General features: G+C 62.3%; 28 protein-coding genes. 8 read left to right on the top strand and 20 right to left on the bottom strand.

Going from position 1 to position 22,550, the window contains the following annotated elements:
* Positions 1-40: 40 nt before the first annotated feature.
* Positions 41-457 carry an SRPBCC domain-containing protein gene (locus SGRAN_RS09340; protein WP_164477466.1) on the top strand — a complete coding sequence of 139 codons (417 nt, stop codon included), beginning with the start codon at positions 41-43 and terminating at the stop codon, positions 455-457.
* A gap of 25 nt (positions 458-482) precedes the next feature.
* Here the strand turns inward: SGRAN_RS09340 and SGRAN_RS09345 are convergent, their stop codons facing one another.
* The 3 genes from SGRAN_RS09345 to SGRAN_RS09355 form a co-directional block, all read right to left on the bottom strand.
* The gene (locus tag SGRAN_RS09345) at positions 483-941 is read right to left on the bottom strand and encodes a ribbon-helix-helix domain-containing protein (RefSeq protein ID WP_067182918.1); all 459 of its coding nucleotides are present in this window, start codon (positions 939-941) and stop codon (positions 483-485) included.
* Between the two features lie 10 nt (positions 942-951).
* Positions 952-2,937 carry a conjugal transfer protein TraG gene (locus SGRAN_RS09350; RefSeq protein ID WP_067182921.1) on the bottom strand — a complete coding sequence of 662 codons (1,986 nt, stop codon included), beginning with the start codon at positions 2,935-2,937 and terminating at the stop codon, positions 952-954.
* Positions 2,938-3,061: 124 nt separating this feature from the next.
* Positions 3,062-3,364, bottom strand: a complete 303-nt coding sequence (locus SGRAN_RS09355; protein WP_067182922.1) for a DNA -binding domain-containing protein — start codon at positions 3,362-3,364, stop codon at positions 3,062-3,064.
* A gap of 115 nt (positions 3,365-3,479) precedes the next feature.
* Here SGRAN_RS09355 and SGRAN_RS09360 point away from each other — a divergent pair, with 115 nt between their 5' ends.
* Positions 3,480-3,722, top strand: a complete 243-nt coding sequence (locus tag SGRAN_RS09360) for a helix-turn-helix domain-containing protein (RefSeq protein WP_197717627.1) — start codon at positions 3,480-3,482, stop codon at positions 3,720-3,722.
* On the opposite strand, the gene SGRAN_RS09365 is transcribed toward SGRAN_RS09360, so the two are convergent.
* Positions 3,705-4,664, bottom strand: coding sequence for a LysR family transcriptional regulator (locus tag SGRAN_RS09365; RefSeq protein WP_237233996.1), 960 nt, complete (start codon positions 4,662-4,664; stop codon positions 3,705-3,707). The genes SGRAN_RS09360 and SGRAN_RS09365 overlap by 18 nt on opposite strands.
* Positions 4,665-4,898: 234 nt before the next feature.
* On the bottom strand, positions 4,899-6,029 hold the full coding sequence (locus SGRAN_RS09370) for an epoxide hydrolase family protein (RefSeq protein WP_164477465.1): 1,131 nt from the start codon (positions 6,027-6,029) through the stop codon (positions 4,899-4,901).
* Between the two features lie 96 nt (positions 6,030-6,125).
* On the opposite strand from SGRAN_RS09370, the gene SGRAN_RS09375 reads away from it, so the two are divergent.
* A complete protein-coding gene (locus tag SGRAN_RS09375; protein WP_067182931.1) occupies positions 6,126-7,019 on the top strand; it encodes a LysR family transcriptional regulator in 894 nt (297 codons plus the stop codon).
* Here the strand turns inward: SGRAN_RS09375 and SGRAN_RS21680 are convergent.
* The gene (locus tag SGRAN_RS21680) at positions 7,016-7,795 is read right to left on the bottom strand and encodes a helix-turn-helix transcriptional regulator (protein WP_082737183.1); all 780 of its coding nucleotides are present in this window, start codon (positions 7,793-7,795) and stop codon (positions 7,016-7,018) included. The two genes, SGRAN_RS09375 and SGRAN_RS21680, sit on opposite strands and share 4 nt — an antisense overlap.
* Before the next feature lie 98 nt (positions 7,796-7,893).
* On the opposite strand from SGRAN_RS21680, the gene SGRAN_RS21685 reads away from it, so the two are divergent.
* Positions 7,894-8,685, top strand: a complete 792-nt coding sequence (locus tag SGRAN_RS21685) for an inositol monophosphatase family protein (RefSeq protein WP_164477464.1) — start codon at positions 7,894-7,896, stop codon at positions 8,683-8,685.
* A 33-nt stretch (positions 8,686-8,718) separates the two neighbouring features.
* Here the strand turns inward: SGRAN_RS21685 and SGRAN_RS09385 are convergent, their stop codons facing one another.
* Positions 8,719-9,036, bottom strand: a complete 318-nt coding sequence (locus SGRAN_RS09385; RefSeq protein WP_237233997.1) for a winged helix-turn-helix transcriptional regulator — start codon at positions 9,034-9,036, stop codon at positions 8,719-8,721.
* 157 nt (positions 9,037-9,193) lie between these two features.
* On the opposite strand from SGRAN_RS09385, the gene SGRAN_RS21690 reads away from it, so the two are divergent.
* A complete protein-coding gene (locus SGRAN_RS21690) occupies positions 9,194-10,117 on the top strand; it encodes a zinc-binding dehydrogenase (protein WP_082737185.1) in 924 nt (307 codons plus the stop codon).
* A gap of 33 nt (positions 10,118-10,150) precedes the next feature.
* On the opposite strand, the gene SGRAN_RS21695 is transcribed toward SGRAN_RS21690, so the two are convergent.
* From SGRAN_RS21695 to SGRAN_RS09445, 13 genes are all read right to left on the bottom strand, one after another.
* On the bottom strand, positions 10,151-10,771 hold the full coding sequence (locus tag SGRAN_RS21695; RefSeq protein WP_082737186.1) for a pentapeptide repeat-containing protein: 621 nt from the start codon (positions 10,769-10,771) through the stop codon (positions 10,151-10,153).
* A 136-nt stretch (positions 10,772-10,907) separates the two neighbouring features.
* A complete protein-coding gene (locus SGRAN_RS09395) occupies positions 10,908-13,082 on the bottom strand; it encodes a relaxase/mobilization nuclease domain-containing protein (protein WP_404950411.1) in 2,175 nt (724 codons plus the stop codon).
* Positions 12,968-13,288, bottom strand: coding sequence for a hypothetical protein (locus SGRAN_RS22205; protein ID WP_104754019.1), 321 nt, complete (start codon positions 13,286-13,288; stop codon positions 12,968-12,970). The genes SGRAN_RS09395 and SGRAN_RS22205 overlap by 115 nt, the downstream gene beginning before the upstream one ends.
* Positions 13,285-14,058: a lytic transglycosylase domain-containing protein gene (locus SGRAN_RS09400; RefSeq protein ID WP_404950412.1), complete on the bottom strand. Its 774-nt coding sequence runs from the start codon at positions 14,056-14,058 to the stop codon at positions 13,285-13,287. The genes SGRAN_RS22205 and SGRAN_RS09400 overlap by 4 nt, the downstream gene beginning before the upstream one ends.
* Before the next feature lie 154 nt (positions 14,059-14,212).
* Positions 14,213-14,548, bottom strand: a complete 336-nt coding sequence (locus tag SGRAN_RS09405) for a DUF736 domain-containing protein (protein ID WP_067182945.1) — start codon at positions 14,546-14,548, stop codon at positions 14,213-14,215.
* A 67-nt stretch (positions 14,549-14,615) separates the two neighbouring features.
* Positions 14,616-15,161 (bottom strand): conjugative transfer signal peptidase TraF, encoded by a 546-nt coding sequence (gene traF / locus SGRAN_RS09410; RefSeq protein ID WP_067182948.1) that lies wholly within the window; start codon positions 15,159-15,161, stop codon positions 14,616-14,618.
* Positions 15,158-15,676 (bottom strand): DUF2840 domain-containing protein, encoded by a 519-nt coding sequence (locus SGRAN_RS09415; RefSeq protein ID WP_067182951.1) that lies wholly within the window; start codon positions 15,674-15,676, stop codon positions 15,158-15,160. Before SGRAN_RS09415 ends, traF begins: the two co-directional genes overlap by 4 nt.
* A complete protein-coding gene (locus tag SGRAN_RS09420; RefSeq protein ID WP_067182953.1) occupies positions 15,673-16,800 on the bottom strand; it encodes a replication initiator protein A in 1,128 nt (375 codons plus the stop codon). Before SGRAN_RS09420 ends, SGRAN_RS09415 begins: the two co-directional genes overlap by 4 nt.
* Positions 16,801-17,070, bottom strand: coding sequence for a helix-turn-helix transcriptional regulator (locus tag SGRAN_RS09425; RefSeq protein WP_067182956.1), 270 nt, complete (start codon positions 17,068-17,070; stop codon positions 16,801-16,803). It abuts the gene before it with no gap.
* Positions 17,071-17,205: 135 nt separating this feature from the next.
* Complete coding sequence (locus SGRAN_RS09430; RefSeq protein WP_237233998.1) at positions 17,206-17,730, bottom strand: DUF2285 domain-containing protein; 525 nt, start codon at positions 17,728-17,730, stop codon at positions 17,206-17,208.
* Between the two features lie 55 nt (positions 17,731-17,785).
* Complete coding sequence (locus tag SGRAN_RS09435; protein ID WP_067182957.1) at positions 17,786-17,989, bottom strand: transcriptional regulator domain-containing protein; 204 nt, start codon at positions 17,987-17,989, stop codon at positions 17,786-17,788.
* A 305-nt stretch (positions 17,990-18,294) separates the two neighbouring features.
* On the bottom strand, positions 18,295-19,137 hold the full coding sequence (locus SGRAN_RS09440; protein WP_067182960.1) for a DUF932 domain-containing protein: 843 nt from the start codon (positions 19,135-19,137) through the stop codon (positions 18,295-18,297).
* Positions 19,138-19,514: 377 nt separating this feature from the next.
* Positions 19,515-19,832, bottom strand: coding sequence for a DUF736 domain-containing protein (locus tag SGRAN_RS09445; RefSeq protein WP_067182961.1), 318 nt, complete (start codon positions 19,830-19,832; stop codon positions 19,515-19,517).
* 839 nt (positions 19,833-20,671) lie between these two features.
* Between SGRAN_RS09445 and SGRAN_RS09450 the strand changes: the two genes are divergently transcribed.
* Genes SGRAN_RS09450 through arsB form a run of 3 tightly spaced genes read left to right on the top strand, consistent with a single transcriptional unit; the run spans position 20,672 to position 22,525 of the window.
* Positions 20,672-21,019, top strand: coding sequence for an ArsR/SmtB family transcription factor (locus SGRAN_RS09450; RefSeq protein ID WP_067182964.1), 348 nt, complete (start codon positions 20,672-20,674; stop codon positions 21,017-21,019).
* Positions 21,016-21,441: an arsenate reductase (glutaredoxin) gene (arsC, locus tag SGRAN_RS09455; protein ID WP_067182966.1), complete on the top strand. Its 426-nt coding sequence runs from the start codon at positions 21,016-21,018 to the stop codon at positions 21,439-21,441. Before SGRAN_RS09450 ends, arsC begins: the two co-directional genes overlap by 4 nt.
* Positions 21,442-21,448: 7 nt before the next feature.
* Complete coding sequence (arsB, locus tag SGRAN_RS09460) at positions 21,449-22,525, top strand: ACR3 family arsenite efflux transporter (RefSeq protein ID WP_067182968.1); 1,077 nt, start codon at positions 21,449-21,451, stop codon at positions 22,523-22,525.
* The last annotated feature ends 25 nt before the right edge of the window (positions 22,526-22,550 follow it).

Raw genomic sequence — 22,550 nt, forward strand, 5'->3', positions numbered from 1 at the left:
GTGTGGCTCGCGGCCAATGCTTCGGGTAGATACCGACACCATGAAGATTACCACCGAGGCGAATATCCCCGCGCCGATAGATGCGGTCTGGCGGGCGTTCAATGACCCCGACGACATCGTGCGATGGGATGCTTCTGCCGACTGGCTGATTGCCAGCGCGTCGAACGATTTGAAGGTCGGCGGCTTGCTGAAACTGCACATGACACCGAGCGACGGCGGATCGGGCAGCGATTTTGCCGCAATCTACACACGGATCGAGCCGAACCGGCTGCTCGAATGGCAGCAGTTGGACGATGGGCGGCATGTGCGTGTGGAATTCATCGACGCCGGCTCAAGCGTCACGGTGCGCCAAATCTTCGATGGTGATCCGGCGATTCCCTGCGAGGTGGAGCGCGCTGATTGGCAGGGTGTGCTCGACAATTTCGCGCGCTACGTGATGACGATCTACACGCCCTGAAGCGGTCTTGGGCGATCGGCATTGCTCACGAAGCGTCCGGCGCGGTGTCAGCCGTAGATGTATCCGGCGAAATGTCGGCCGGCATGTCGCGCGAAAGCTCTTTGAGGAACCGATCCCCGCTCGCCAGCCGCTTGCCGAGCGTCTGCATGAACCCCTCGAACCGTTCCAGCCCCTTAGCGCGGCTGGAGGCGTTCGTTGCGTCGGGCAAGACCGGCGTGAAGGTCAGCCAGTAGCGGACGAACAGCGAGACGGCTTCGCCGAGCACGGCAACATCTTCGTCGAGCGTGTCGATCTGCCGGCCGAGCTTGTCGAGACGGCGCGACATCGCCGCCTCCAGCTTCTCCGTCGTGTCGCCAGACAGGAAGGACGCCACGGCGGCTTCGACAATGGCGGACTTGGATATGTTCCGGCGTAGCGCCAGCGCCTCGACCTGTTTAAGCAAGGCCGGGTCGAAATAGACGTTCATGCGGGTGCGGGTCGTCATGGCGGTGTCCTCAAAGCTCGATGCCGTCGCCGGGGTCCAAGGACGCCTGCCGGGCAACCATGCGCATCCGGGCGCGCATGGCGTTGGCCTTGGCGGCGTCCACATCGGGTTCATCGTCCAGAAGCTCGAACTCCTGTGCCGGCGACGGCGGCGGCGCGACGATTTCCTCATGCTCGGGCAATTCCGGCTCGCGGCGGATGCCGGCATTGGCCGGATCGCCGCCGTCGACGCCGCCGCTACCCGCGCCGGACTGGGCCGCTGCCGCGACGATGCGGCCGGACCAGTCATCGGTCGCGGCGGCATTGGTGGGCACGGCCGCCAACTCGGGCGGCGCGATGATGCGTTCCTGCAAGCGCCTGTCCTCGAAATACCGGGCCTTGGTGGCACGGATCGGCGGCGTACCCGCGACCATGACGATTTCTTCGGAGGGCGGGAGCTGCATGATCTCGCCCGGCGTCAGCAGCGGTCGGGCCGTCTCTTGCCGCGAGACCATGAGATGGCCGAGCCAGGGCGCGAGCCGGTGACCGGCATAGTTGGTGGAATCGCGCAGCTCCGTCGCCGTGCCGAGCGCATCGGACACGCGCTTGGCGGTACGCTCGTCGTTGGCCGCGAAGCTAACGCGCACATGGCAGTTGTCGAGGATCGAATTGTTCTGGCCGTAGGCGCGCTCGATCTGGTTGAGGCTCTGGGCGATTAGGAAGCCCTTGATGCCGTAGCCGGCCATGAAGGCGAGCGCGGATTCAAAGAAGTCGAGACGGCCGAGCGCCGGAAACTCGTCCAGCATGAGCAGCAGCCGATGGCGCTTGCCGGAGGTGGTCAGCTCCTCGGTGAGCCGGCGGCCGATCTGGTTGAGGATCAGACGGATGAGCGGCTTGGTGCGATTGATGTCCGAAGGCGGCACGACGAGATAGAGGCTGACGGCCCTCCTGCCGCCGACGAGATCGGCGATGCGCCAGTCACAGCGCGCCGTGACGCGCGCGACGACCGGATCGCGATAAAGGCCGAGGAACGACATGGCGGTCGAGAGCACGCCCGACCGCTCGTTGTCGGATTTGTTCAGCAGTTCGCGGGCGGACGAGGCAATGACGGGATGAACGCCGGCTTCGCCGAGATGCGGCGTGTCCATCATTGCGCGCAACGTGGCTTCGACGGGGCGGCGCGGATCGGACAGGAAGTTGGCGACGCCGGCCAGCGTCTTGTCCTTCTCGGCATAGAGGACATGCAGGATCGCGCCGACAAGGAGCGAATGGCTGGTCTTTTCCCAATGATTGCGCTTGTCGAGCGACCCTTCGGGATCGACGAGGATGTCGGCGATGTTCTGGACGTCGCGGACTTCCCATTCGCCCTGCCGCACCTCCAGCAAGGGATTGTAGGCCGACGATTGCGCATTGGTCGGATCGAACAGCAGGACGCGGCCGTGCTTGGCGCGGAAGCCCGCCGTCAATGTCCAGTTCTCGCCCTTGATGTCGTGGACGATGCAGCTACCCGGCCAGGTCAGCAGCGTCGGCACGACGAGGCCAACGCCCTTGCCGGATCGCGTTGGCGCGAAGCACAGGACATGCTCGGGGCCGTCATGGCGCAGATAGTCGCGATCATAGCGGCCGAGCACCACGCCATCAGGACCGAGCAGGCCGGCGGCACGGATCTCCTTGTCCTCGGCCCATCGCGCCGAGCCGTAGGTCGCGACGTTGCGCGCCTCGCGCGAGCGAATGATCGACATCATGATCGCCGCAACGATCGCGAGAAAGCCGCCGGACACGGCGATGATGCCGCCCTCGGTGAAGATCGCGGGCGCGTAGGCGTCGAAGGAAAACCACCACCAGAAGAAGGCCGGTGGATAATAGACCGGCCAACCCGCCAGCTCGAACCATGGGGTGCCAAGCTGCGCCTGAAAGCCGAGCCGCCATGCGGTCCATTGCGTCGCCGCCCACAGCATCACGAACACGATGGTCAGGACGACGGCAATCTGACCCCAAAGAATTCGGCCTCCACGCATACAGGCTCCAATCGGCAAAAATGTCGGAGCCGATCAGAGAATGGAGGTTTTCGGGAGGTGCAACAACCAGGATCGGGCTGGAGAGCTATCGGATACGATCGGCGGCAAATCGGATGGTCCGGAGTCAGTGAAAGCTCTTGCGCCACTCGTCGTCGGCGGCCTGTTCGAGAATACGGCGATAGCCAGTGTGGGTCATCCATTGCGCGCGGGCCAGATGGCTCGCCCAGCATCGTCGCGTGCGGGCCTCGTCGTTCGTGGGATCGCGATGAAGGACGATTTGCGCGACTTCCTTCCAGTCAGCCCCGTCGGCCTCGGCGTCGAGCAGGCGCATGTAAGTTACGAAATGCGCCTCGTCGTAGAGTGTGATGTCGGGGCTGGTCGGCGCCTCGTCTTCCACGTCGGGGTCGAGTTCTGGTTGAATGCGCATGATGCAATCCTTTCCAGCCGAGCGCGGTTCATACATACGATGTGGCGCCAACAATATTGCCGGATAGCAGTATAGCACACGAATAGGAACGATCGTTCCTGGAATGATCATTCCTATGCTGGTTCCGCTGTCCCCCATGGATCTCAAGGAGGTCATGGCGAGGAATCTGCGTCGGATACGTCATGCGAAGAAACTGACGCAAGAGGAGCTGGCTGACCGGGCAAGCCTGAGTATGCGCTATGTCGGCGCGATCGAGCGCGGCGACGTGTCCGCCAGCGTCACAGTGCTTGGTCAGATTGCCGAAGCTCTTGAGGTCGATCCTGCCGAGTTGCTGCGGCAGTCAACTGGTACCGATTGAACGCCCCATCTTTCGAGCCAGGTTGAGCAGGTTTCGCAGCGTGGCGCTTTGATTGTAGGGCGACCAGACGGCCGAGAACGGAACGGGCTCCGGTTCATCATGGAACGGACGGAAGGTGACACCGGGAACGTCGATCAGCGCCGCCGCCTGTCCGGCGACCGTCACTCCGAAGCCTTGGGCGATCATCTGCATCAGCGTGCAGCGTTCTACATCGCAACGTAGGATGGCCGGAGCGGAGGTCCAGCGGCCGGCGAGACGTTGGATGATAAGTTCATAGACCTGCGGCCCGGTCCCGCTGTGGCGGACGAGGAAGGATTCGCCCGTCAAATCGCCCCAAGTCACGCCGTCGCTATCGGCGAGCGGGTGATCGGCCGGCAGCGCGGCCAGGAGGGCTTCGTTCCAGATGCGGCGCGTGTGGCAATCGGGAACCTCGGGCGCACCAGCGATAAAGGCGATGTCGAGCTGATCGGCGCGAAGCTGGAAGATGATGTCGCGCGCCGTGCCCTCACTGATCTCGATGGCAACGCCGGGATGTTCCTTACGGTAGCGTGCAAGAAGGCCGTCGAGAAAGCTGCCCGGTGTCAGCGCATAGACACCGACGCGGATGCGGCCGAGTTCGCCTTGCGCGAACGCGCCCGCCGTATTTACGGCATGTTCGAGCTGGTTGATGCCGACGGCTACGTCTTCGACGAAATGGCGTCCGGCCTCTGTGAGCCGAACGCCGCGCGCATGACGCTCGAAAAGGAGGATGCCAAGGTCTTCCTCCAGCGTCCTGATTCGCTCGCTGACGCTGGACGCGCTGATACCAAGGACGTTCGCGGCGTGACGGAAGTTCAGATATTCGGCGACCGTCAGCGCCTGGATCAGCGAAATCATCGGGATTCGCGCGCCAAGCCGTGAGGACGACTGCCAAGTCTCGGAGAGTTTGGTGAGGCGCCGCATCGTCAAACACCTGAGGGGACGCATCTTATCGGGTTCCGGAGGCGGGCCACGAGAGCCACTGGCGGCGTGGGGGAGCGTGTCTCACAACGCCGCCGCTCTATGTTCGGGTCGCCGCTACGGCAGGCTGAAACGGATGAAATGGTGAGTGCGCTCGCTAATCTCATCGACCACGACGGTCTGTTATCCGCTACGTCGTTCAGTGGCGCACCCATCTCCACTCCCCCACAGTTGGGATCAGTTTCTGGAAGAGACATCCCTCACAAAAGCCCGAAGATCGTCGGCTAGAAGGTCAGGCACCTCGAAGCCAGGAAAATGCCCGCCACTTGGCATTTCGGTCCATCGCGTAAGGTCATACCACCGCTCTCCCCATGAGCGGGGTGCTGGCAGTATGTCCTTTGGAAATACGGCAACCGCGACGGGCACACCCTGTTTCGGGGGCGGGGACATGACCCCAGAATCCGAGAAAGCCTCGTGATAGAGGTACATGGACGGCCCGATTGAGTCTGTTGCCCAATAGATGGTGAGCAATGAGCAAATGGCATCAAGCGTGATGCCGTCCGCGTGAGAGCTGTCCGACCATGCGTCCAGTTTTTCACCAATCCAGGCCGCCAAGCCAACCGGCGAGTCTCTTAGGGCCGCGGCAATGGTCTGCGGTTTGCTGGCATGCAGCATCGCATAAGCCCCCTCCTGCATCTGCCATGCCTGCGCGGATTTAAGATAAGCCTCTTCGAGGGAAGTGATATCGTCTGGCCGTGGATAAAACCAATTCACGTTGACCATATGAATCCCTAGCAGACTATCGCCGTGATTTGCCCTTAACCGCTCGACCACTCCCGCTCCCATATCGCTGCCGTGCGCGAAAAACCGCGTGTAGCCGAGACCTTTCATAAGCGCCGTCCAGAGTTCAGCGATGCGAGTGATATTCAGGCCTGATTGCTTCGGATGCTCGGAAAACCCGTATCCCGGCAACGAGGGAATGACGACATCGAACGAAACGCCATCCACCTCGCGGGTCAGCAACGGAACCAACGGCATCAGTTCGATAAAACAACTTGGCCAGCCATTAGTTAGAACGATGGGGATACTATTTTCGCCTTGCCCCCGCACATGAAGGAAATGAATGTGGGTGCCGTCGATCTCCGATTGAAAGGCAGGAACAGAATTGATTTCGGCCTCAGCCTTTCTCCAATCGAATGAAATCCAATGTTCGATGATTTGATTCAAACGATCAGAGCAGGCACCTAACATAGCATTTGGATTGGGAAGAATATCGGACACACGACTTTGCTTTAGACGACTCTTGAGATCGTTGAGTACGTCGTCAGAAATATGAATTTGGAACGATTTGGCGGCAAAGGTATTCACATGGATTCTTTCTGTTAAAAGACATTCGCACCATCCTGCACGCCCTTACATGGAAAATAAATTGCATGTCCCTGTAGAGATGCTATTCATTTTTGAATGACAATCTCACCACCTGACTGGTCCCTTTACCGTTCGTTCCTTGCTGTCTTGCGAGAGGGTTCGCTTTCGGCAGCGGGGCGACTCCTCGGCATGAGCCAGCCCACTCTCGGTCGCCACATTGCTGCGTTGGAAGACGCGCTAGGCCATCGGCTATTTACTCGCTCTCCAGATGGTCTCATCCCGACAAGCGCTGCGGAAGCCCTTCGACCGAAGGCCGAAGCGGTTGCTGCGGCTGCGAACGCATTGTTGCGTGCTGCGTCTGGTTTGCCGGGAGACGACGTTGGCACGATCAGGATCACGGCGAGCGAGATCATTGCGGCAGAAGTCATTGCCCCGATAATTTCGGACTTACAATGTCGTCATCCAGGAATCGTCGTGGAGTTGCTCGTGACCAATCGATTGCAAGACTTGTTACGGCGAGACGCCGATATCGCAATTCGCATGTCACCGCCTCAACAGGATGCTCTCTTGGCCAAGCGAATAGGAGAAGTGGATCTGGGCCTCTTTGCTGCCCCGAAGTATCTCTTGCGGAGGCGGTCCCCCAGAACCGTAGAGGACTTAATTGATAGTCACGCTATTGTCAGTTTCGATACGCCTGTGCCCTACACCCGGACATTCCAGCTTGAAGGCAAGCTCATGACCCGGGACCATTTCTCCTTCCGCACTGATAGCGATACCGGGCAGTTTGCTGCAATTCGCGCAGGGTGCGGAATCGGCGTTTGTCATGGCCCTCTTGCCCGACGGGAAGGTCTTACGCCGATCCTTCCTGAAGTGTTCGCCCCCAAGGTGGGTATGTGGCTATGTATGCACGAGGATCAGAAGACTGTTCCCCAATGTCGCCTTGTCTTTGATAGTCTTGCCGATGGGCTAAAAGTTTATGTGAATAGCTAAAATGACGATTGCTGGGTGCTCATTACGAACTGTTTTGGCGTTGAACCGAATGCTCGTTTGAAGGACGTTATAAACCTGCTCGCACCGTCATAGCCCAAGGCAAAAGCAGTTTCGGTGACAGTCCTTCCTGCTATTAGCATTTCCATCCCGCGCTGAATCCTAGCGGCATCACGCCATTCAATGATCGACAGTCCCGTTTCCGCTCGAAACTGGCGCGTCAACGCCCGCCGCGACATTCCAACTGCCCGCGCGATTTCATCAAGTGATCGTTTTGTCGATAGGGTAGCCGCAATTTCCTGGCCGATTGCCGCAAGCTTTTCTGTCGTAGGCATCGGCAAATACATCGGCTCCGGCACTAATGTCGCGATCTCATCAATTAAAACCCCAATCAGCCGCTGTTCGCGGTCCCCGTGAACAGCAGGAACCTCGCTTCGGAGAAATTTGCCGAAGACAGCTTTCGATAACGTGGTCTGCTTGAATACCGCCGGCTGACTGGGCAAGCTGCCACACAGTGTAGGATGCAAGTATCCAGTCCAGCCCGACATTGCACCATGGATGCAGGCACCATGGCTTATATCCGGGGGAATCCAGCCTATCTGGCCAGGGGACATCATCCATTTTCCTCGGTCGGTCGAAACTACAATCAACCCGCGCGCAACGGCATATAGCTGGCCTTCGGGATGCCGGTGCTGCGGCATCGATATGCCAGATGCATGAGATTGTTCGCGCAGCGCAAAGAGACTGCCTTGAATGAGGCGTGAAGCGTCCGATTCCATGGCCCGATATGCGTATTTATTGCCCAAATCGCAGTATCATGCTGTTGCGGCCTCAAGCAAGTAGTTGTCCGGCGCCATCAATAAAGAAAGGAAAACCCATGCGCTTGGACATGGATTATTGCGGCAGTTGTTTGCGAGGTATCACGGATCAACTCGCCTCCCGTGCCGGAGGATGCACGAGCGATGCTCGTGGGATGATCGAGCGTGTGCAAGACGCGAATCACTGGGCACGCCACTCACTGGAATCGGCACTCGCCCATGCCTATCCGCTTGTTCGCTGGGCGCATAGTGAAAGAGAAGAAGGAGGGAGCGAGCACGCAACCGAAGGTTTCAACTGGGTCTATGATCCCATAGACGGCGCATATCATTTTCTCCAGGGGCTTCCGCTGTGGTCCTCATCGCTCGCACTGGTTGAGAATGGCCGCACGATCGCTGCGCTCGTTTACGATCCAGCCGCTGGAGAAATGTTTACTGCGACAGCTGGCGCAGGCGCATTCTCGGGAGAGCGGCGGCTTTCAGCCTCGAATAGAACAGCGCTGGATGGTGCCGTTGTTTCCACCACGATGCCGTCTTTTGCGTTCGACGGAAAGGAAGCGACAGATGCGACAATCGCTTCGATCACGAAAATTGTCCCGGAAGTTTTCTCTTTGCGGATCATGGCCTCGTCGTCTCTGCAACTAGCCTATGTTGCTGCCGGGCGTCTTGACGCCTATTGGTCACTTGACGGCGATGTGAACGATTGGCTCGCCGGCGCACTTCTGGCACGCGAGGCCGGCGCCTACGTGGCAAATTCTGTACCATCGGAATTGGCATTCGGCGACACGGAAGTTCTGGCTGCGGCTCCCGCCCTGGCAGGCCCGATATCAAAACTTCTTTGGGGCATTGGCTAAATCTGTTGGCGCCAGAAGATGCGGGCGGCGACATTACTCCCCGGAATCGAACGCTTGTCGCGCATCTTCTATTTCAGGAAGATGCGCGCTTACCCACGAGCAGATGCCGCTTACCAAGGCCAACAGACTATGACCGAGCGGGGTTAACCGATACTCGACCCGCGGTGGGACCACTGGATAAACCTTACGGTTGAGTAAGCCGTCTCGTTCCAACTGTCGCAACGTCTTGGTGAGCATCTTCTGACTAATTCCCACGATTCCATCACGCAATTCGGTGAACCGCATGTGGTCCCTCTCGCCGAGGGCCGCAATGATGAGCAAGGTCCATTTATCGCCGATCCGATCGATCATCTCTCGCGTAAGAGCCCGATCCTTGCTGTCGTCGACGGTGGCCGTATTTCTGACTGTTCGCTTGGTATCCATAAAGAAACAATAGCACCGTGAAGTGCCTTCTTTCCATCAGAAACATGCTCTCTTACAGAAAGTGATATAACCAAAGGAGACCAACATGCGTGCATTGATCGCGACTGGAAACATTGACCGTTTAGTAGAAATGGGAGAGGTGGCTGTGCCCTCACCATCTGAACACGAAATTCTGGTAGAGGTGGAGGCATTCTCACTTAATCGGCCCGACTTCCTGTGGCTCGCCGCACCTGGCTCGCAGTGGCGCGTTGGGATCGACTTCGTTGGACGCGTTACTGAACCGGCGCGCGATGGGACAGGCCCCGCACGAGGGGACAGGGTCATGGTTCATGCGCCCCATGGCGGTGGCGGCGCGGAATTTGCAGTCGCACACGCGCGGCAGGCGGTCACGCTCCCCGCTGAAATCAGCAATCCCGTAGCGGCGGCACTCCCCTTAGCTGGCCTGGTTGCCTTGCGCTTGGTAAGAGAGGCCGGCATTCGTCGAGGGCATCGTGTCTTAATCACCGGGGCAACGGGCGGCGTAGGTCATTTGGCTGTCCAACTCGCGTTGAATATCGGCGCAACAGTAACAGCTCTGGCTCGACCCATCGAGAAGACAGACAGCATTGAGGCACGCGGGGCCAGAGTCATCCATTCGCTCGATGATGTATCAGAACCGTTTGACGTAATTCTCGAATCGATTGGTGGAGATACTTTAACTCAGGCCCTCCTGAAACTGTCACACAAGGGCTTGGTTATGTGGTTCGGTGCCGCCAGTGGACAGGCAGCCAGTATCGACTTTTTCAGCTTCTTCCCTGATCGCTCGAGTTTCACCATAAAGCACTTCGTCTATAATGAAGTTGGCGGGGATGATTACTTAGACCTTAGCCATCTTGTCGATCTCGTGACCAAAAACGTTCTAACTATCGATGTTTCCAGAGAAGCCAGCTGGAGCCAGACCTCTGAGATATTAAATGCAATCAAACTGGGAGCAGTGGCGGGAAAGTCAGTTTTGATAGTCAAGAACTGATAATGAATACTGCAGACCAGGCATTGTACCGCGTTATTTTCTACGTACGTCGAACCCCAGAGCTTCGGCAATCACTATTGTCTGGTCAATGGTGATTATAGCGTCCTTGAGCCGGACATTTTCCGGCTCAATTGCGCTCAAATCACTCCCTCGTAGATCACAACGCGAAAAGTCCGCGCTATGTAGCCACGCACCAGACAGATCGACATCGCAGATTGATCCACCCTGACAACGCGCTCCTGTCAAGTCTGCTTCTCGCAACCTCGTTCCTTTGAAGGATGTCCTTCGCAGATCGGCTCCAGGGAGACCGACAAAAGACCAATCTCCATCAACCACTTGCATTCCGTCGAGCTGGCACCCGTCGAACATGCTTCCCATAAGTTTACATTCAGTAAATTTGCTATCGAAGAAGCTGCAAGAAATAAAAGTGCAATTTAGAAAAGCAGCGCTGTGATGAGTTGATGAACTGAATCGTGCCCGGCGAAACGTGCATTCATTAAAGATCGTTCCAACATTCTTCGCATCTGTAAGATCAAGATCAACAAACAACGTACTTTGGTATTGTCGACGGTTCAACTCCTGTCCATACCAGTCAGCGCCAGAGATAGTGTTGGTAGTTCTTGGCGCTGCCTCGCCATATTTCCGCTCTGCCATTGGGGTACCGTTTACAATGTGACTCTTGCGCTGTGATAGGGTGCATTGAAACTAATGGGAAGCGGCGGATAGTGCATTGCATTAAAGACATGTGCACCATAGAGCGTTCATAGGAAGCGAGCGTGCCAACAAACCATCATAAACCCAATCCCCGTTGCCGCCCCAACTGCCACGACACCGATCCGCCCCGAACGACGCCGCTGACCTCACGGCCAAGCTGTCGGTCGATGACGGAACGCCACGGGACCATTGTGAACTCGTGGCTCTGCTCGACCAGGGCGAACTTGCCGCTCGTTAGTTGGACGGTTCCGGTGAACTTGCCAGTGACGGTTTCGCCATCGGCGGCGGCGCGGAACGGCAGGCCCTTGGTCGCGGCCAACTCGCCGCCGACGCGGGCAATCTCGCGTTCGCGCAGCGTGGCGAGAAGGTTGCGCCGATAGACTATGCCGCCGTCGGGCTGGTGGGCCGCGTCGCCCCGGTCGATGTGATGCTCGCGGCGCCGGTCCATCGCGTCGCGGACCTGCTGGCCGAAGCCGATGTGCGCAAGGTCGGAAGCGTCGGGCGTCACCAGCCGCCGGTCGAGCCAGGTCGCACCGTCCGCGCCGATCTGTTGTTCGAGCCGGGCGGCCGAGAGGATGCGGATATTGGCCTGCCGGTTGCGGCCCGCGTCATAGGCGGCGGCGCGGCTCTCGAAATCCTCGGGGATGCGCCACTGGTCAGCGTCGATCCGCTCGGCGATGCCGGCGCGGCGCAGGGCTTCCAGCCGGCGCACATGGGCATCGACATAGCCGTCATAGTCGCCGCCCGGCACGCGGCCCTCGAACTTCGCCCGTTCGAGATGCCGGCTCGGCCGATAGATGCCGCCTTCGGCGATCGTCGCGATGGTGCGGTCGGACGGACGGCTCGCGGTGTCGGGCGGGCCGATCTCGACGACGCTGCCGATCCGGGCGTCGGCGACGCGGGCCGGGTCGATGCCGGCGACATGATGCGTGCGGCCGTCGATGCCGTCGACCACGACGGTCAGGTTCTCGCCCAGCTCGTCGGTCAGATATTTGTCGACGACGCGGCCGGTGATCGGGACTTCCGGCGCAGCGTCGTGAATCTGGAAGGTCATGGGGTCGCGCTCCAGCCCGTCGGCCTTCAGCGCCTTGTGCATGGTGCGAATGATGTCGCCGCGCTCGCCCAGGTCGCGTAGCGCCGGCTCCATCCGCTCGCCGAGTTCCCAGACGCCCGGCGCGTGCTCGGTGGCGAGCCCCATCTTTTCCAGCTTGGCGAGACGGCGAAGCCGGAGCGTGCGGTCGAACTGACGGCGATGATCGGTCGGCTCGTGGCGCAGGTCGAGGAAGCGGTCCTCGGCTTCCTCAGTCATGGCGCGGTCGATGCGGGTGAAGCGATCCTGATCGACTTCGGCCGAGAGCTTGCGGCTCTGCTCGATCTCGGTGACGGGACCAAGCTCCAGCGTGGTCAGCTCGCTCGCCCGCTCGCGGATGCCGTTGGCGAGATAGTCGCCATTGATGACGAGGTTTTCGCCCAGCTCGTCCGTGCCGCGCACGATGACATGGATATGCGGATGGCCGGTATTGTGGTGATTGACCGCAACCCAATCGAGCCGGGTGCCGAGATCGGTTTCGACCTGGCTCATGAGGTCGCGCGTATAGGCCGTGAGGTCGGAAAGGTCCGCGCCATCCTCGGGCGAGACGATGAAGCGGAACTGGTGGCGATCGTCCGCGCCGCGCTCGACGAAGGTGGTCCCGTCGGCGCGGTCCTCGGTGGCGGAATAGAGCTGGCCGCGCTCGCCGTCGCGCGAGGTGCCGTCGCGCTGGATGTAACGCAGATGGGCGGCGGATTTTCCGTTCTTGCCCGCGCCCTGAACGTAGCGGGTTTTGACGACGACACGGCGCTGACCGGGCGTGCTGTGCTTCCATCCACCCGACAAGGTTCGGGCGCGGACGAAGGCCGCACCGCGTCCGCGCTTGAGGCCCGGCCCCTTGGCGGAGCGTGTGGCCTTGCCGCCCTTCGTGGTCGCCGCCGGTCTGGAGCGCGGCGACGATGACGACGATGACCGCGACGGGCTGTTGCTCTGCTGGCGGGCGAGCTTCTTCGCCTGCGTCAGAAAGCTCTTGGCCTTGCCCGCCTTGGGCGTGTCGGCGCGGATGCGGCCGGCCTTCGGGCGGAAGCGGAATTCGTCGTCGGCGCTCAATAGTGCGCCTCCGGCCCGAAATGCGGAAAACCGCTCGATTTCGGGCCATGGTGCCGGTCGAAACCCTGCAAAGCCAAGGCTTTGCGCCGAGACGCGGCACGCGGGCTCCATAAACAAGGTGCCACCAGCGCCGCCCCAAAACAGTGTGCAGACAAGGGCTTACCCAGAAACCGCCGCCCCATGGTGCCGGTTTCCTTTATCTTGCCCTCCGCCCTTTCTTCCCTTCCTGTCCTGAGAACCGGGAATGCAGCCAGGCGCGACCCTGCCTGACTGCACACCGGAACCAGCGCAAGCGGGCGCGGGAGCGCCATCCTCATGGCGTTCTCCCATCGTCGGCGCGCGCGACGAACATGCTGCCGTCACGCGGCTCCGCATCGCGACGCTCACGCACCGGAACGGTCGAGCGGGCGTCGCCTGATGTGCCGATAGTCTGCGCCGGATCGGCGCTGTGCCTGTCGCCCGGACGCATGACGAAGAGCGGCGCATCGCGCCAGTCGGGTGGCGGCGCGGATTGTTTCTCCGGTGTCTCGGCCGCGACCGCGCCGCCGAGCACCGGGGCGAGCCCGGCGACATAGGCGCGGGTCTCGGCGGGCAGCGGACGGCCTGTCGCGCGGTGCTCGTCATAGCGGCCGGGACCGGCATTGTAGGCGGCGAGCATCGCCGCGACATTGCCGTAGCGGTCCCACATCTCGCGCAGATAAGCGGTGCCTGCGAGGATGTTGTCGCGCGGATCGTAGGGATCGCGGCCGAGCCGATAGCGAGCGCGCAGGCCCGCCCAGGTATCGGGCATGACCTGCATCAGCCCGATCGCACCCGCCGCCGAGATCGCGCGCACGTCGCCCGCGCTCTCGGCGCGCAGCACAGCGCGAATCCAGTGCTCGGGAATACCGAAGCGCTGCGACGCCTCGGCGATGTGGCCGCTATGCGGATCGGCTGCGACCGTGCGCGTAACGGGCGCGGACTGCGCCAAGGTCGTCGCCGGCCCTGCACCGAGCGCGAGCGCGCCAGCGATCAGGATAACGGCATAGCGCCGTGCTTGCCTTTCTCCGCCGAACCACCAGCCTGCCAGCGTGCTCGCTGCGGTCAAGGGTGCGCGCGAAGCGCCGGCCGGTGGCCGCCCTTGACCTTCGCTGCGCGCGCCGGCCGACTTGTGGTCGAGCGGGACGAAGGAATGCGACGGCTTTCCCGCGAACAAAGGAATGAGGGCTTTGAGCGCGATGATGACAGAGGACCGCATGACTTCAGTCCCGCTCTTCGCGCGGTTTCGGGCGCGTCCAGTGCAGCGACCATAACGATCCCGCATCGTCGTCGCGGAACAGGTTCGCGCGGATCGGCTGCGGCAAGCCGGGATCGTCGAGCAGCACCGACAGATATTCGCCGGCCTTCTCGCCGGTGCGTTTCCACGCCGCGCCGATCTCCGGGCCGTCGTCGGCTCCGTGATGGACGCGATAGTCCGGCACGTTCTCCGAGTCCGAAGGATCGGCGGGAACAATGGTGAGTTCGCGGTATAGCGTGAGGGTATGAACGTGCCCGGTGAAGCCGGACCCTTCGCGCGTGAATTGACCGATTTGCGGCATGATTGTCTCCATGCGGTGGTGTTGGGAAAGCCATCGGCGGACACCGCTTCCGTCGATGGGGAAGCGGTCAGTGGATCGGCGCGCGCCAGACGAAGCGGCCGTCGCCGTCCTCGTCGGTCCAGAGCGGCAGCGCGCGGCCGATCACGGAACTTGCGGGGATCGGTCCGAAGTAGCGGCCGTCGAGGCTGTCGGAGACATCCCAATTCATGAGGAAGAGCTGGCCGTCGGCGATGACGCGGCAGCCCTGCCAGACCGGCAGAGCGCGGCCGATCCGGTCACGGTCGAGCGCATCGCCCATCTCGACGCCATCGACCGTGATGGCGCGGCCGGTGCGGCAAACCCGTTGGCCGGGGAGACCGACGACGCGCTTCAAGAGCGGCACGCCGCGCCCGACATAGCCGCGCTCTATCATGAAGCCGGCGAGCGGTTCCGGCGGCCTGACGGCGACCAGCTCCGGCACTTCGATCCGGTTGGCCGGCTCGATGGTGTAGAAGCCGACCGGCGCGCTCGCCGTGGCGTTCCAGAGGAGTTTTGTCGGCATATCGGCTGCGCTGGTGGCGGCGATACCTATGACGGCGAGCAACGTCACCGCGAGGATGCGGCGGCGGCTCATGGGTCGATCCTCCGGCGGCCGATCCACGCAGCATGGCGCTCGGGCGTGTAGGCGCTCGGCTCCAGTCCGGCGGAAAGCCGGTTATGGACGTGCCGCCAGTGATCGGGCGAAGCGTCGGCCGGATCGAGGCGGAGCGCTTCCACCGCGTCGATCGCGGCAAGCGCACGCTGGACCTTGGGCCAGCCGTCGATCCGCAAGAGGATGTCGCCACCAGGCCGGACGAAGGGCAGCGTCTGGAACGTCTCGCCGCGGCGGATGGCGCGCACGATGTCGATGCGCGAGACGATCGTGCCATGCTCGCCCGCCGCCCAGCGGACGAAGGCGAAGATGCTGTCGGGCGCGAAGCCGACGACGCTGCGGCGACGATCGAGGATCTGTTCATAGCTCTTGCGCCCGAACCTGATCCAGTGCTCGACCTTGCGTTTCTCGAAGGTCAGTTCGGCCAGTGTGGTGAACGGCGCTGGCCCGTCCGTCAGCGGACGGCCATGCGCGCGGTGGGAAGCCCTGTCGCTCATGACCGGCCTCCATGGCGGTCATCGGCGGCAAGCATGTCGCGCAGCACGTCGGCGATGGAACGAGCGGCACCGGCACCACGCCTCGCGTGCGCGTGCGTCAAAGAAGAAGAGTTAGATTCTCTGTTAGACTCTAAGTTAGCAGTCGGATTCTGCTTTTCAGGCCATAGGCTTAGCTGCGGTCCTTGCGCCTGATGTGCCGATAGAGCTGCGCCCGATGTGCCGATACCCCGTGCGCCTGATGTGCCGATGGTATTCACATCCTTTTCAACAGGCACTGTGGACAAGGTTTCGGGGCGTATGCGCAGCAGCTCGCGGCCGTGCTCCCGCTCGATCTCAAGGCGATAGCCGGGAAGCGGCTGGCGGGCGGCGATACGGCGCAGGTCGAGCGCGAAGTCGGAGACGCGGGCGAGACTGCCGGACTTCACATGAAGGTGCGCGACCTCGAACAGCCAGCCGTGGCGCTGGTGGCCGGCGTGCTTGCGGGCGACGCGATAGAGCCAGCGTTCTATGCCCCCGGTCAGCCGGAAATAGGCGGGGTCGATGGTGAGGACGAGCGAGCGGTCGACGACGCTGTTGTAGAACCATTCGGGCAGGACGAATTCCATGCCCTCGACGCGGCCCGTGCGCGTCGTCATTTCCTCCCACTCGTTGATCCACGAGAATTGCCGACGCCGCCAATGTGGGCCGTTACGGATCGTCGTGGCGATGACGGTAGATTGCAGGCGCGCGAGCGCGGCCTTCAGCAGCACATATTGGCGGTTGCCGGTCGGCCGCCCGATAGCGCGCAGCAGGTGATAGGGCGTGAAGCGGAAGAAACGCGAGGTACGCAGGCCGTCGTTCTCGGCCGCCACGATCTGCGAGGCGGCCCATATCAGCACATCGGCATCCCAGATGGTCGCCATGCCGTGTTCGGGCATGGCGAGCACCTGCACCTCGACATCGGCGGCCTTGTAGAGAATGGGTTTTGTGCGCGGCGTCTTCGCCAGAGAGAAGAAGGGCCGCTCCATCAGGTCGCGCTGGTCGCGCGGGGTGGCATCGCCAGTCGCGACCACGAAGGGGTTGAGGTGGCTGCGCTCGCTCGCATCGGTCGGCTGCGCGGGGCTATGATCGTCGTCGCGCAGCATTCAGCACTTGCCCCGCTCTTCCGGCGTCAGGGGACGCGCGGGGAAAACCGTGCCGGCCGTCGTCTCGCGGGTGGATTTGCGGGTGCCGATCTCCGACCAGGATTCGAGATCGTGGACGGTGTAGAGGACGCGGCCGCCGATCTTGCGATAGGTCGGGCCGGTTCCGTAGGTCCGGTGCTTCTCAAGGGTGCGGATGGAAATGCCGAGGAAGCGGGCGGCTTCCTGCGTGCGCAAGAGTCGTGGCGGCAGGCCTGCCAAGGGGTTGGCCATGGGATCACCTCTGGTTCGTCGTTGATGCGCGCGGCCTTCGTGGCGGCGGGCTGTGGCGAACCATGGCGAGGCATCGGCGGCGGGTAGCGTGCCGAATTTGCGCATACGCGCTGACGGCACCCCTGATGCGGCTGGTTATTTGCGCGGGGACTTGATCGGATAGTGGAGAAGAAGACGATAGCCGCCGCGCATCATGGCGATGCCGTTGGCGACAAGGCGGCGCACCTTGTTCTTTCGGGAATCGACCTCCCAATCCTCCTTCGTGCCCTCGAATCCGAGCAGCACTTCGGCGATGGCGCGATAGCTCTCGCCATGGAGCTTCGCGTCGAGGGCGCGCAGCGCGAGGATGTGGAGCTGCCGAAGCTGTGTCGGCATCGCTCGAAAGTCGCGGCCCGGCCGGTCGCCGCGGAAGGAACGCCGGAGTCGCTGGGAGGCATGCGCGCGCAAGTCATGAAAATCGTCCATCGGCAGGATCGAGGCATAGAATGCGGGGGCATCGGGCACGGCGTCGGGAAGCCAGAACTGATGTGTCACCCCATCGACCTGCCAGATGCCGTGCCAGCCATCAGCGGCGTGGCGCAGGTCGAGGCCGTCGAGATGGGCGAGCGTTACTATCGGCTCGGTGTCGCCGTCGTGATGCTCGACAGGCAGCAGCTTCACGGCCTGCGGCCGGACGCCAGGACTCCAGAAGAGTGCCTGTTCGTCTGCGGAGGTTTCAGGGTCGCTCGGGAAATCGCAACCCCCAGCGCCGTGTGAACGCCTCCAGCACATCGGTGCTCGGCTTCCGGTCACGGCTGATGGCCCGATAATCGCGATGGTAATCCGCATCGCGGCGAAGATATTCCCAGGCGAAACCGGCGGCAGCAATACTCTTGGTATGCCTGTACGCTGCCGCTGAACGCCAGTCGATGTTCAGCATGGCGTTACCTCTTTACGCGGGCGATCTACTGTGAAACCCGAGCAAAGAGTGTCCGATGCAAGTCTAAGTGGTTGAAGTTAGTGAAGCACGAAACCTGGTGCGGCTCTGCCGACCGGGTGTGGTTACTCTATTCTTAAGATGAAAGCTGTTGTTTTGCGAGCCGGGCGCAGCCCGGCGAGCGCGGCCATGATCTCGGGCATGGCCGCACCGCCGATCCGCAAGGCCGGATCGGCGCGATTATTTCCGCCTCTTTGATTGCGGGAAGAGGTAGGGCCGCCGGGGCGGCGGCCCTGTCGCGCTCGGGGTCAATTCCCCTTCAAGCGCTGCATCCCCTCGGCCAGCGTCCAGAGCGCGCGATTGAGGCCGACATTCTGATCGATGCCGTTGATGGCGCGGGTTTGCGTGCGGCGGATACGGCCATCCGACGTCTGGCGTCGTCCGCGCAAGCCGCCCTTGGTCAAATGCTCCTGAATGACATTGAACGTGCTCCAGACGCTTTGCCCCGCATCCTCATGGCGGCGTGGCATGATGATCTGATCCGGCTGAACCGGGCTTTCCTCCTCGCCATAGCGGGCGACAAGGCTGGCTTCGGCCAAAACCCGCTGCTCGTCCCGCGAAAGCAGTGTTTCTTTCATGGTCTCGGTGGCGTCGATAAGGCGCGGGAAATCCTCCGCGACGGTATAGACCCCCTCGATGATCTGCTCCTGAATGCCGCCCTTGTGGGGAACGCGGATTTCCTCGAACCGCTCGCCTGCAATCATGCTGTTGGTGCATACGAAACGCAGCATCCCCGCGAACATCTGGTAAGCGCTGGTCCCGTCATGGCTGTTGACGATGATGACTTCCGCCGCCTCCGGCTTGCCGATGCCGCCATCCCGGCGCAGGCGCAGCATGTGCTTGGCGTGGCCGTGGCGCGAACCGTCGCGCGGAACCGACTGCACGGCGAAGAACGGGAACCATCCTTCCCGGCGCAGGCCCTCCACGATGTCGATGGTGGGGACATAGACGTAACGCTCGGAACGGCTGTCATGGGCTTCGCTGGCGAAGATCGAAGGGACGTGCCGATAAAGCGCCTCATTATCCAGAGGCTCGCGCCCGCTGATCTGATGGCTGTTGCGGCCGAACCGGGTGGCAAGCTGATGATACATGGTCTTTCTCCTATGGGCTTGGGTTGGAGCGCAGCGCTGCGCTCCAACCCTGCCCGTCGGCGAGACCGGGGGGTGCAAGGTGCAAGGGCGACCGGGGCGGAGGGGGATCACCCGGCCTGCACGGAACGGCGGAACGACGTGGAGGAAGGCCGGGGAGACCGCCCCGGTCGAGCGCCAGCGATCCCTTGCGCCGCGCCGGGGGGAGACCCCCAAGCAACCTGCCCGGCGAGAGCGGAGCGGACGCCGGGGACGAGATCCGATCGGGATGCGCGCGAGCGCAAAGCCTGAAGGCCCTGCATCCCGATTCCTTGTTCTGAAGGCGGCGGACATGAGCATAGAGAAACCCCGCGCTTGGCGGGGCTTCTGGAGGGCCGGTCTCAGTCGCCGTTGCGGCGGGACCAGATGAGGTTGTGACCGCTGCCATCCTCGGCTTCGACCAGGCTGGCGTAGATCGGGGCCGGGAAGCTCGGATCGTCCAGCTTGACGGAGAGGTATTCGCGCTGCGTATCGCGGGCGGTCTTCTTCCAGGCTGCGCCGAACTCGGTCGCGCCGGCGAAAATGCGGAAGTCGGGGCCGCGCTCGCTTTCGCCCTCGGAGGGGACGAACTTGGCCTTGACGTTGAGGGTCAGGGTCTTGACCGCGCCGGTGAAGCCCGCGCCGTTTTCGTTCTTGGTGAAGGTGCCGATGGTCGCCATTGTTGTATTCCTTTTCCTGTCGGGCCGCTCCATTGCGACCTCGATGGGGGTCGTGAGACCGAGGACGATCGGCCCGCACCCGCTCGGGGTCCACGTCGCGCTTGCGCGATGGGGTGGGCTCAGGGCTGGAACGAAGTGGAAGGCGGCCGGCGACGGCTTTTTTGCTTCGCGATGCAAAGCCGAAGGCGGCGGAAAAAAGTTGGTGACGGACGTTGCGGGAGACGAGCGAGGCGAAGCCGGTCCTCGGTCAGACCCATGCCAATCGAGATCGCGGATGGAGCGCCCGTTTCAGGAAGTCGGGGGAATACGGCAATGGCGGCCGTCCCTGCGCCTCGACGCTCGAGAACGGAATCGACGCGGGCCTTGCTGGGCGTTGCGCCGTCGTCTGATCCTCGCCGTCATGGCCCGGACCCGGCCTTTTCGGGAGTGATTCCGAACCCATGGCCTGTTTCGGCACCCTCACTGCGCTGACCCTGCACGTCGCTGCCGAAAGTCCACCCGCATGATGCCGCGCCTGATCCCGACCAAGCGGGCGATCCGAGCATCCCGGCGTTGCCCTGTCAGCGGATCGATTCCGGGCGTCATGCTCCCCAACTCGCCGGTCTCGGCATGATGGCGACTAAGGCCAGCCCCTCGACCGCCTCGTGCTTGCGGGGCTTTCGGCGAAATGATCGCCGCCGCCTCTGTCGCATTAGTGATCGAAGCCGAATGGCGGAAACGCGCCATAGGCGTGGTTCCGGCGCAGCCGAGAGCGCGGCCCGAAGGGCAACGCCAAAAATTTCCGTCTGTTCTGATCTGTCGATCTGGACGCATCTCAATATATCCATTATTCTCGATATATGGATTCAGAATCGACCATTCTCGCTATGAGCGCTCTGGCGCAGCCGACGCGGCTCGACACGTTCCGTCTGCTGGTACGGCACGAACCTGACGGCCTGCCGGCGGGGGAGATCGCCCGTTTGCTCGATGTGCCGCAAAACACCCTGTCGTCGCATCTCTCGATCCTGACACGGGCGAAGCTGGTCACATCAGAGCGGCATAGCCGTTCCATCATCTATCGCGCGGAGCTCGGCACGCTTCGCGCGCTCACCCTCTATCTCGTCAAGGATTGCTGTGCGGGTCGGCCCGAACTGTGCGCGCCGATTGTCGAGGAACTGATGCCTTGCTGCGAAGGACCGCGCCCATGACCGACATCATCATCTACCACAATCCCGATTGCGGCACCTCGCGCAACACGTTGGGGATGATCCGCAATGCCGGGATCGAGCCGCATGTCATCGAATATCTCAAGACGCCGCCGGCCCGCGCGCTGCTCGTCCAGCTCATCGACCGGGCGGGCATGAAACCGCGCGATCTGCTCCGCGAAAAGGGAACGCCCCATACGGAACTGGGTTTGGGCGACGAGGCTCTGCCCGACGACGTGCTGATCGACGCGATGATGGCGCACCCGATCCTCATCAACCGGCCGCTGGTCGTCTCGCCGCTCGGCGTGAAGCTCTGCCGCCCATCGGAGGCCGTGCTGGACCTCCTGTCATCGCCCCAGCGCGGCGCGTTCGCGAAGGAGGACGGCGAACGGGTTGTGGACGAACATGGCAACCGGATCGTCTGAGGTTTCCATGTCCACGGCTCCTCTCGCGGCGACCGCGCCGCCACGCCCCGGCATCGGCTTTTTCGAGCGCTACCTGACCCTGTGGGTGGCGCTCTGCATCGTGGCGGGCATCGCGCTTGGCCATCTGCTACCGGGCCTGTTCAGCGCCATCGCCTCGGCCGAGATCGCCCGCGTCAACCTCGTGGTGGCGGTGCTGATCTGGCTGATGATCGTGCCGATGCTGCTCAAGATCGATTTCGGCGCATTAGGATCGGTGCGGCAGCATTGGCGCGGCGTCGGCGTCACGCTGTTCATCAATTGGGCGGTCAAACCTTTCTCGATGGCGCTGCTCGGCACGCTGTTCATCGGCTGGCTGTTCGCGCCGCTGCTGCCGGACGGACAGGGCTCGTCCTATATCGCCGGGCTGATCCTGCTCGCCGCCGCGCCCTGCACGGCGATGGTGTTCGTCTGGTCGAACCTCTGCGACGGCGATCCGACCTATACCTTGAGCCAGGTCGCGTTGAACGACGTGCTCATGGTGTTCCTGTTCGCGCCGCTGGTCGGGCTGCTGCTCGGTGTCGCCTCGGTGACGGTGCCTTGGGACACGCTGCTGATCTCGGTCGGCCTCTACATCGTCGTGCCGGTGATCGTCGCGCAACTCGTGCGGAGCCGCGTCTTGGCGAGGGGTGGACAGGCTGCGCTCGACGCGCTGCTGGCCCGGCTCGGCCCGATCTCGCTCGCCGCGCTGCTGGCGACGCTGGTGCTGCTGTTCGGTTTTCAGGGCGAGGCCATCGTGGCGCAGCCGCCGGTGATCGCCCTGCTGGCCGTCCCCATTCTGATCCAGGTCTATTTCAACGCGGGGCTGGCCTATTGGCTGAGCCGCCGCCTCGGCGTGGCATGGTGCGTGGCGGCTCCGGCCGCGCTGATCGGCGCGTCGAATTTCTTCGAGCTGGCGGTAGCTGCGGCCATCAGCCTGTTCGGCCTCAAGTCGGGTGCCGCGCTCGCCACTGTGGTCGGTGTGCTGGTTGAGGTGCCGGTGATGTTGTCTGTCGTGACGATCGTGAAGCGCTCGCGCGGTTGGTATGAGAAGGGAATGAGTGCGTGACGCGCCTGCGAGACCTTGCCGAGCC

Source organism: Sphingopyxis granuli, from assembly GCF_001559015.1.
Lineage (GTDB): Bacteria > Pseudomonadota > Alphaproteobacteria > Sphingomonadales > Sphingomonadaceae > Sphingopyxis > Sphingopyxis granuli.

What these genes read in the sequence shown, in the direction of transcription:
- SGRAN_RS21685 (WP_164477464.1), top strand. Translation starts at nt 7,894, where the DNA reads ATGCGCTTGGACATGGATTATTGCGGCAGTTGTTTGCGAGGTATCACG.
- SGRAN_RS09360 (WP_197717627.1), top strand. Translation starts at nt 3,480, where the DNA reads ATGCTGGTTCCGCTGTCCCCCATGGATCTCAAGGAGGTCATGGCGAGG.
- SGRAN_RS09395 (WP_404950411.1), bottom strand. Translation starts at nt 13,082, where the DNA reads ATGGAGCCCGCGTGCCGCGTCTCGGCGCAAAGCCTTGGCTTTGCAGGG.
- SGRAN_RS09450 (WP_067182964.1), top strand. Translation starts at nt 20,672, where the DNA reads ATGGATTCAGAATCGACCATTCTCGCTATGAGCGCTCTGGCGCAGCCG.
- SGRAN_RS09425 (WP_067182956.1), bottom strand. Translation starts at nt 17,070, where the DNA reads ATGGCCAACCCCTTGGCAGGCCTGCCGCCACGACTCTTGCGCACGCAG.
- SGRAN_RS21680 (WP_082737183.1), bottom strand. Translation starts at nt 7,795, where the DNA reads ATGGAATCGGACGCTTCACGCCTCATTCAAGGCAGTCTCTTTGCGCTG.
- traF (WP_067182948.1), bottom strand. Translation starts at nt 15,161, where the DNA reads ATGAGCCGCCGCCGCATCCTCGCGGTGACGTTGCTCGCCGTCATAGGT.
- SGRAN_RS09440 (WP_067182960.1), bottom strand. Translation starts at nt 19,137, where the DNA reads ATGTATCATCAGCTTGCCACCCGGTTCGGCCGCAACAGCCATCAGATC.
- SGRAN_RS09445 (WP_067182961.1), bottom strand. Translation starts at nt 19,832, where the DNA reads ATGGCGACCATCGGCACCTTCACCAAGAACGAAAACGGCGCGGGCTTC.
- arsB (WP_067182968.1), top strand. Translation starts at nt 21,449, where the DNA reads ATGTCCACGGCTCCTCTCGCGGCGACCGCGCCGCCACGCCCCGGCATC.
- SGRAN_RS09365 (WP_237233996.1), bottom strand. Translation starts at nt 4,664, where the DNA reads ATGCGGCGCCTCACCAAACTCTCCGAGACTTGGCAGTCGTCCTCACGG.
- SGRAN_RS09375 (WP_067182931.1), top strand. Translation starts at nt 6,126, where the DNA reads ATGACAATCTCACCACCTGACTGGTCCCTTTACCGTTCGTTCCTTGCT.
- SGRAN_RS21690 (WP_082737185.1), top strand. Translation starts at nt 9,194, where the DNA reads ATGCGTGCATTGATCGCGACTGGAAACATTGACCGTTTAGTAGAAATG.
- SGRAN_RS09355 (WP_067182922.1), bottom strand. Translation starts at nt 3,364, where the DNA reads ATGCGCATTCAACCAGAACTCGACCCCGACGTGGAAGACGAGGCGCCG.
- SGRAN_RS22205 (WP_104754019.1), bottom strand. Translation starts at nt 13,288, where the DNA reads ATGAGGATGGCGCTCCCGCGCCCGCTTGCGCTGGTTCCGGTGTGCAGT.
- SGRAN_RS09350 (WP_067182921.1), bottom strand. Translation starts at nt 2,937, where the DNA reads ATGCGTGGAGGCCGAATTCTTTGGGGTCAGATTGCCGTCGTCCTGACC.
- SGRAN_RS09385 (WP_237233997.1), bottom strand. Translation starts at nt 9,036, where the DNA reads ATGATCGATCGGATCGGCGATAAATGGACCTTGCTCATCATTGCGGCC.
- arsC (WP_067182966.1), top strand. Translation starts at nt 21,016, where the DNA reads ATGACCGACATCATCATCTACCACAATCCCGATTGCGGCACCTCGCGC.
- SGRAN_RS09340 (WP_164477466.1), top strand. Translation starts at nt 41, where the DNA reads ATGAAGATTACCACCGAGGCGAATATCCCCGCGCCGATAGATGCGGTC.
- SGRAN_RS09420 (WP_067182953.1), bottom strand. Translation starts at nt 16,800, where the DNA reads ATGCTGCGCGACGACGATCATAGCCCCGCGCAGCCGACCGATGCGAGC.
- SGRAN_RS09415 (WP_067182951.1), bottom strand. Translation starts at nt 15,676, where the DNA reads ATGAGCGACAGGGCTTCCCACCGCGCGCATGGCCGTCCGCTGACGGAC.
- SGRAN_RS09405 (WP_067182945.1), bottom strand. Translation starts at nt 14,548, where the DNA reads ATGCCGCAAATCGGTCAATTCACGCGCGAAGGGTCCGGCTTCACCGGG.
- SGRAN_RS21695 (WP_082737186.1), bottom strand. Translation starts at nt 10,771, where the DNA reads ATGGCAGAGCGGAAATATGGCGAGGCAGCGCCAAGAACTACCAACACT.
- SGRAN_RS09435 (WP_067182957.1), bottom strand. Translation starts at nt 17,989, where the DNA reads ATGCTGAACATCGACTGGCGTTCAGCGGCAGCGTACAGGCATACCAAG.
- SGRAN_RS09345 (WP_067182918.1), bottom strand. Translation starts at nt 941, where the DNA reads ATGACGACCCGCACCCGCATGAACGTCTATTTCGACCCGGCCTTGCTT.